Origin of the sequence: Pantoea sp. CTOTU49201 (assembly GCF_032054795.1) — a bacterium.
Classification (GTDB): Bacteria; Pseudomonadota; Gammaproteobacteria; order Enterobacterales; family Enterobacteriaceae; genus Pantoea; species Pantoea symbiotica.
The window spans coordinates 1-6409 of sequence record NZ_DAMBSA010000284.1 but is presented as its reverse complement, the minus strand read 5'-3'; the positions used below and the strand labels follow the sequence as shown (position 1 = coordinate 6409).

Sequence of the window (6409 nt, the reverse complement as noted above, 5' to 3'; positions counted from 1 at the left end):
TGAAAGAGGGTGACATTCTTATCCTCACCGCCGATCACGGCTGCGATCCCAGCTGGAAAGGCACCGAGCACACGCGTGAGCACATCCCGATTCTGATCTACGGCCCGAATGTGAAGCCAGGATCGCTGGGATACCGCGATACCTTCGCGGATATCGGCCAGACCATCGCAAAATATTTTGGCCTGTCCAGCATGGACTACGGCAAGAGCATGCTGTAAAACAGCGCCCCAAATTTAATAAGGAAAATAACCATGGCAACGCCTCATATTAATGCAGAAATGGGTGATTTCGCGGACGTCGTACTGATGCCGGGCGATCCGCTGCGCGCTAAGCACATTGCGGAAACCTTCCTTGAAGATGTGGTGGAAGTGAACAACGTGCGCGGCATGTTGGGTTACACCGGTACTTATAAAGGCCGCAAGATTTCGGTGATGGGTCACGGCATGGGCATTCCATCCTGCTCGATCTACACCAAAGAGCTGATCACCGATTTCGGCGTGAAGAAGATCATCCGTGTGGGTTCTTGCGGCGCGGTGCGTGCAGACGTGAAACTGCGTGACGTGGTGATTGGTATGGGTGCCTGCACCGATTCCAAAGTCAACCGTATGCGCTTCAAGGATCACGACTTCGCCGCGATTGCGGACTTCGACATGGTGCGTAATGCGGTTGATGCCGCAAAAGCGCTGGGCGTTGATGCGCGCGTGGGTAACATCTTCTCCGCCGATCTGTTCTATACGCCAGATCCGCAGATGTTCGACGTGATGGAGAAGTACGGCATTCTCGGCGTGGAGATGGAAGCAGCGGGTATTTACGGCGTGGCAGCAGAGTTTGGTGCCAAAGCGCTGACCATCTGTACCGTGTCGGATCATATCCGCACCCACGAGCAGACCACCGCGGCTGAGCGTCAGACCACCTTCAACGATATGATTAAGATCGCGCTGGAATCTGTGCTGCTGGGCGATTAATCACTGCGTTAAACCAGGTCGGCATAAATGCCGACCCTACATTCGTCGTAGGGGCGCCATTAATGGCGACCTGGCTTCCCACCGTAAACATCTGACACACTTTTACCCAGGCTTGTGCATCTTCGTGCTGGCTCTAAAGCAATCTCTGCTTATCATTAGCGTGATAACAAAGAGACTAAGCCCACCTGATGAATTTCCGTAATTTCGAAGCAGAAGAAAAGCTGTTTGCCCGCCGTGCGATTGTCGCTTTTGCCCTGGTTGTCATCTGCTTTACCATTTTAGGCATCAACCTGTATCGCCTGCAGGTCGATCAGCACAGCTATTACCAGACGCGTTCCAACGAGAACGACATCAAAATGATCCCCATCGCGCCCACGCGCGGTCTGATCTTTGATCGCAACGGCATTCCGCTGGTGCGCAACGTCAGCTGGTACGACATTCACATCACGCCGTACAAAATCGACAACATGCAGGAGACGCTGAAAGAGTTGACGCCGATTGTCGATCTCACGCCGGAAGAGATTGAAACCTTCGAGCACGAGCTCAAACAGAACAGCCGCTACAAGCCGGTCGAACTGAAAGCGGAACTGACTGACGAAGAAGTGGCGCGCTTCGCCGTCAATCAATTCCGCTTTACCGGCGTCACCGTTGATACCTATCAGGACCGCGAATATCCGTACGGCGCCGACCTGGCGCACGTGCTCGGCTACGTTTCTAAAATCAACGATAACGACTACAAACGGCTGAATGCAGAAGGCGTTGGCGAGAACTACGCGGCGGACCACAACATCGGTAAGCAGGGCATTGAAGGCTATTACGAATCGCTGCTGCATGGCAAAACCGGCTATCAGGAAGTGGAAGTGGATAACCACGGCCGCATCGTGCGCGTGCTGAAAGAGGTGCCGCCGGTGGCTGGTCAGAACATCACGCTAACGCTCGATCTGCATCTGCAACAATACGTCGAGAGCCAGCTGGCCGGACAACGTGCGGCGGCGCTGATTGAAGATCCGCACGACGGCAGCGTGCTGGCGATGGTTTCCGCGCCGAGCTACGATCCCAACCCGTTCGTCAAAGGCATCAGCTACAAAGCCTATAAAACCCTGCTGCAGAATAAAGACCTGCCGCTGATCAACCGCGTCACCCAAGGCTTGTATCCACCGGCGTCCACGGTAAAACCCTATATGGCGATGTCGGCGCTGCTGACCAAAGTCATTACGCCGAGCTTTACGATATTTGGTGCGCCCACCTGGACGCTGCCGGGCACCGATCGTAAATATCGCGACTGGAAAAAAACCGGTCACGGCATGCTGGACGTGACGAAAGCCATTGAAGAGTCGGCGGATAGCTTCTTCTATCAGGTGGCGTTCATGATGGGCATCGATCGCATCCACAGCATGTTGAGCCAGTTTGGCTACGGCAAATCCACCGGCATCGATCTCAACGAAGAGTACGCCGGATTATTGCCAAGCCGTGAATGGAAGCAAAAAGTGCACAAAAAGATGTGGTATCAGGGCGATACCGTTTCGGTTGGGATTGGGCAAGGTTATTGGGTGGCGACACCGATTCAGATGGTGAAAGCGCTGGTAGCGCTGTTGAATAATGGCCGCGTCATCAATCCGCATCTGCTGGAGAAATCGCAGCGCGGCACGGTGGTGCAGCCGTATCAGGCAAAATTGTCGCAGCCGCAGATTGGCGATGCCAAATCCCCGTACTGGTCGCTGGTGCGCCACGCCATGTTCGGCATGGCGAATGCGCCAAACGGCACCGGCTACAAATACTTCCACACCGCGCCGTACGGCATTGCGGCGAAATCGGGAACTTCGCAGGTGTTCAGCCTGAAAAAGAATCAGATCTATAACGCCAAAATGACGCCAATGCGCCTGCGTGACCACATCTTCTACACCGCGTTTGCGCCGTTTAACGATCCCAAAGTGGCGGTGGCATTGATTCTGGAAAATGGCGGCAACGAAGGCGTCACGGCGGCGCCGCTGATGCGCAATATTCTTGACCACATCTTTGTGCCGGAAGCCACACCGCCGCCGGTAGCAACGGTCGCGCAGTAATCAGCGGAAGAACACCCGATTACGGCCGTGATTTTTGGCGTCGTACAGCGCCACATCGGCATTGTTATACAGCGTCTCAAAATCGGAACCCGGCTTGCCATAGCTGACGCCAAGGCTGGCGGTCACCAGTTGGCCGGGCAACACCGCCAGCGGTGAAGCATTCAGCGAGGCGTGAATCGCGCCCGCCACAATCACCGCATCGGATAAGCGATAGTGCGGCAGCAGCACGGTAAACTCTTCGCCGCCAATGCGCCCAATGCTGGCTTCTTCCGGGCAGTGCGCCTGAATGCGCGACACCAGTGCGCAAATCACCTTATCGCCCATCGGATGACCGAACTCGTCGTTAATACGTTTGAAGTGGTCGATATCCAGAATGATCAGCGCCGCTGCGCCGTTACTCAATGTTTGCGTAATGCGCTGAATAATCGCCCCACGATTCCACACCGCCGTTAACGGATCGTGGCTGGCCTTGTACTCCAGCTCCTGCGCCAGCTGATGCAGCTGTTCGTTGACGCGGTTGAGCTCACGCTCGGCGCGGTCGCTGCGCGAGATCATGCGATAGGTTTCACGCATCAGGCGCTGGTAATGGCGATTCACCATCAGCAGCGCATCGCGATAATCCTCAGCGCTGAGCGTGGTTTGAGCCGCCACATCCTGCGAGCGATTAAGCACATCGCTCTCTTCGCGGAACAGCTCGTTGAGGTCCATCACGATGCCATTTCCGCCTGCAGATTCACCTGCAGATCGGTGAAGTCCAGCGCCAGCTCCTGACCAAACTCTTCTGAGACATCATCTTCGGCGTCGAAGAACCAGTTGAGCGCCACGGTTTGCCCGCTCTGCGCACGCTGGTTGAACAGATCAAACAGGCTGAACAGCATTTTAGTGCTGGAGCTGTTGAAGTAGCGCAGCGCGATATTCACTTCAACGTCGCCGCCCGGCTGCGGCTGCCAGTTCTCTAAGGCGTCGAGCAGCGGACGGTAAAACGCCGCCGCGTTCTCCGGCCAGGATTCACCGCGCAGGGCAAACTGTCCGGCGGCAAAATCAAAACTCACTTCGGGCGTGCTCTCTGTGGCAGCAATAACAAGGTTTTGCATCAATCGATCAATCCTGGTGAATGGTGGCTTTCAGCCAAAACGTGGCGTAACCGTTGGAGGCCAACGGACGCAGTTCATACTCCAGCGGTTCGCTGACGTCGCGCGCCAGCGTTAATAATCCAATGTTGGCCCCTTTGCTGGTGGCGGGGCTCTCGGCGCGCAATCCCACGCGATACGCCTGTTTGATCTCTTCGTTGCTCATGGTGCGCAGCAGGTCGAGCCAGTAGCGCAGCTGCTCGCAGGCGACTTCATCCACCTGATTGCTGCTCTCCAGCACGTAGTTGTCGCCTTCAACGTGCAGCGTCACCGTGCCGAAGCGGAAATCCTGCTCGGCGTGGCTGGTGCTGCGGCTGTCTTGTGAATAGCGCAGGATGTTTTGCACGATCTCGACAAAGCTGGAGAACAAGCGACGCCGCACTTTGACCGGCGCCTGCTGATTTTCAAGAAACACTTTGATCACTTCGCCCATCGCGGTGATGTTCTGCGGCGAAAAGAGGCCGGTGTAGTGCAGCGCCACGCTGTCGGGCGGGACGCGGCTGAGGTTCGAAGCTGGTGTCATAACGTGACTCTAATAGCGGAAGCCAAACCAGGTGACGTCATCGCGTCGCGGCTGGTTGCCTTGCCAACGAAGAAATTCCTGCTCGAATGCCGTGGAAAGCGCCGGCATCGGCAGCGTTTGATAGTGATTCAGCAGCGTCTGAATGCGCTTTTTGCCAAACATAATGTGACGTTCACCGCCGGGCTGATCGGTGACGCCATCGGTCATCACCAGCAGCATGTCGCCGGGATTGAGCGTGCGTTGCTGCTGCGGCCAGACGTAATCCTGCGGCGTATCGGTATAGCCAACACCAACGCGGTCGGCCTTCAGCGATTCCGCCTCGCCGCCAGCGCTATGCAGCAGCGCGTGCATGCGCGCGCTCGACCATGAAAGCTGATGATTTTCGCTATCCAGACGCAGCGCGATGGCATCGCAGCCGTCGTTCGACAGCGAGGTTTGCTGTGAAGCGTTGAGCTGGCCAAGGGTTTGCTTGATATGGCGATTGAGCGATTGCAGCACGTCGGACGGCGCGCGTCGATTCTGCTGCAGCGCATTTTCCAGCGCCGATTGCAGGATCACCGTCATAAACGCGCCGGGAATGCCGTGGCCGGTGCAGTCGGCAATCAGCGCCAGCCAACCGTGTTGATCCTGATGAAAAGCGTAATAGTCGCCGCCGACGCCATCGCGCGGCTGCCAGTGCAGGCACCAATCGCTGAGCTGCTGCGCCATCTGCTGCCTGGACCGATCGAGCATCGCGTCCTGAATCACGCGCGCGTAATCGATGCTCTGCAAAATTTGCTGATGCTGTTGATGCTGCAAATCCGATACGGTGCGGATCAGGTCGATGCCCAGCCCAATGCCGATGTAGCGGCCTTGTTCGGTAAGGATAAAGCCGTCGGTGACCGACTTATCGCCGGTCGCCACCACTTGTTGCGCTACCTGATCGAGTTCGGTATCGGCATCGATCACCAGCGGCTCTTTATCCATAAAGGCGATGCAGCTTTTACGATCGTAGAGTTCGCGGAAAAACGGGCGCGACATTTGCGACAGGAAGATATGGCGGTTGATCATGCCAAACGGCGTACCGTTTTCGATCACCGGCAAACCAATCAGATCTTTGTGCTCGGTAAACAACGCCATCACCGCCGTGTTGTCCATCGCGGGACTGACAAACGGCACGGCAATGCACAGCGAACGCGCACGAGAACGACTCGACAAGGAGGCAAGGCCTGCGCGTAAATCAGGCAGCTGCATAGAAGAATCTGACGTTGATTAGGAATTATCTTAGATTACTGCGCGGCTGTGACACTTTTATGATCCGTAGGGTCGCCATTCATGGCGACCTGCCAACAAATCACTCTTCCTTCAACGCCGCCGTAACGTGCCCAATTGCACGCACCACTTCGCTGGAGCTGCCGCGAATATCCGCCATCATGCCGCCAGCCTCTTTCGCCAGCACCACGCCTTGATCGGCACGTTTCAGATTCGATGCAATACCTTTCAGCGCTTTCTCCGCCAGCGTATGGTTCTGCTGCACCCTGTTCTCAATCTCGGTGGTGGCGCGGTTGATGTTGGCCGCCAGCGTGCGGACTTCATTGGCGACCACGGCAAAACTGCGACCATGTTGACCGGCGCGCGCCGCTTCCACCGCCGCGTTCAGCGCCAGCAGGTTGGTTTGATCGGCAATACGACGGATGCTCTCGACAATCGCGCCGATGCGGTCTGAAGATTCGCTCAGATCGTTGATAT

The 6409-nt window shown here is 56.4% G+C and carries 7 protein-coding genes and 1 pseudogene; 3 read left to right on the top strand and 5 right to left on the bottom strand.

Features of this window, described 5'->3' with window-relative positions:
* The 3 genes and pseudogenes from RTY00_RS17675 to mrdA all read left to right on the top strand — a co-directional run.
* A pseudogene (locus RTY00_RS17675) lies at positions 1-218 on the top strand (phosphopentomutase); the annotation flags it as partial.
* Between the two features lie 33 nt (positions 219-251).
* Complete coding sequence (deoD, locus tag RTY00_RS17670) at positions 252-965, top strand: purine-nucleoside phosphorylase (RefSeq protein ID WP_008103284.1); 714 nt, start codon at positions 252-254, stop codon at positions 963-965.
* A 188-nt stretch (positions 966-1153) separates the two neighbouring features.
* A complete protein-coding gene (mrdA, locus tag RTY00_RS17665) occupies positions 1154-3028 on the top strand; it encodes a penicillin-binding protein 2 (RefSeq protein ID WP_312665302.1) in 1875 nt (624 codons plus the stop codon).
* On the opposite strand, the gene RTY00_RS17660 is transcribed toward mrdA, so the two are convergent.
* From RTY00_RS17660 to RTY00_RS17640, 5 genes are all read right to left on the bottom strand, one after another.
* Positions 3029-3736 (bottom strand): GGDEF domain-containing protein, encoded by a 708-nt coding sequence (locus tag RTY00_RS17660; protein ID WP_265299481.1) that lies wholly within the window; start codon positions 3734-3736, stop codon positions 3029-3031.
* Positions 3736-4122 carry a DUF1987 domain-containing protein gene (locus RTY00_RS17655; protein ID WP_008103278.1) on the bottom strand — a complete coding sequence of 129 codons (387 nt, stop codon included), beginning with the start codon at positions 4120-4122 and terminating at the stop codon, positions 3736-3738. The genes RTY00_RS17660 and RTY00_RS17655 overlap by 1 nt, the downstream gene beginning before the upstream one ends.
* Positions 4123-4129: 7 nt before the next feature.
* Positions 4130-4681, bottom strand: coding sequence for a SiaB family protein kinase (locus RTY00_RS17650; protein WP_154155184.1), 552 nt, complete (start codon positions 4679-4681; stop codon positions 4130-4132).
* A 9-nt stretch (positions 4682-4690) separates the two neighbouring features.
* Positions 4691-5914 carry a SpoIIE family protein phosphatase gene (locus RTY00_RS17645; RefSeq protein ID WP_312665301.1) on the bottom strand — a complete coding sequence of 408 codons (1224 nt, stop codon included), beginning with the start codon at positions 5912-5914 and terminating at the stop codon, positions 4691-4693.
* Between the two features lie 100 nt (positions 5915-6014).
* Positions 6015-6409: methyl-accepting chemotaxis protein (locus RTY00_RS17640; RefSeq protein WP_312665300.1), on the bottom strand; the 395-nt coding region annotated here is incomplete at its 5' end.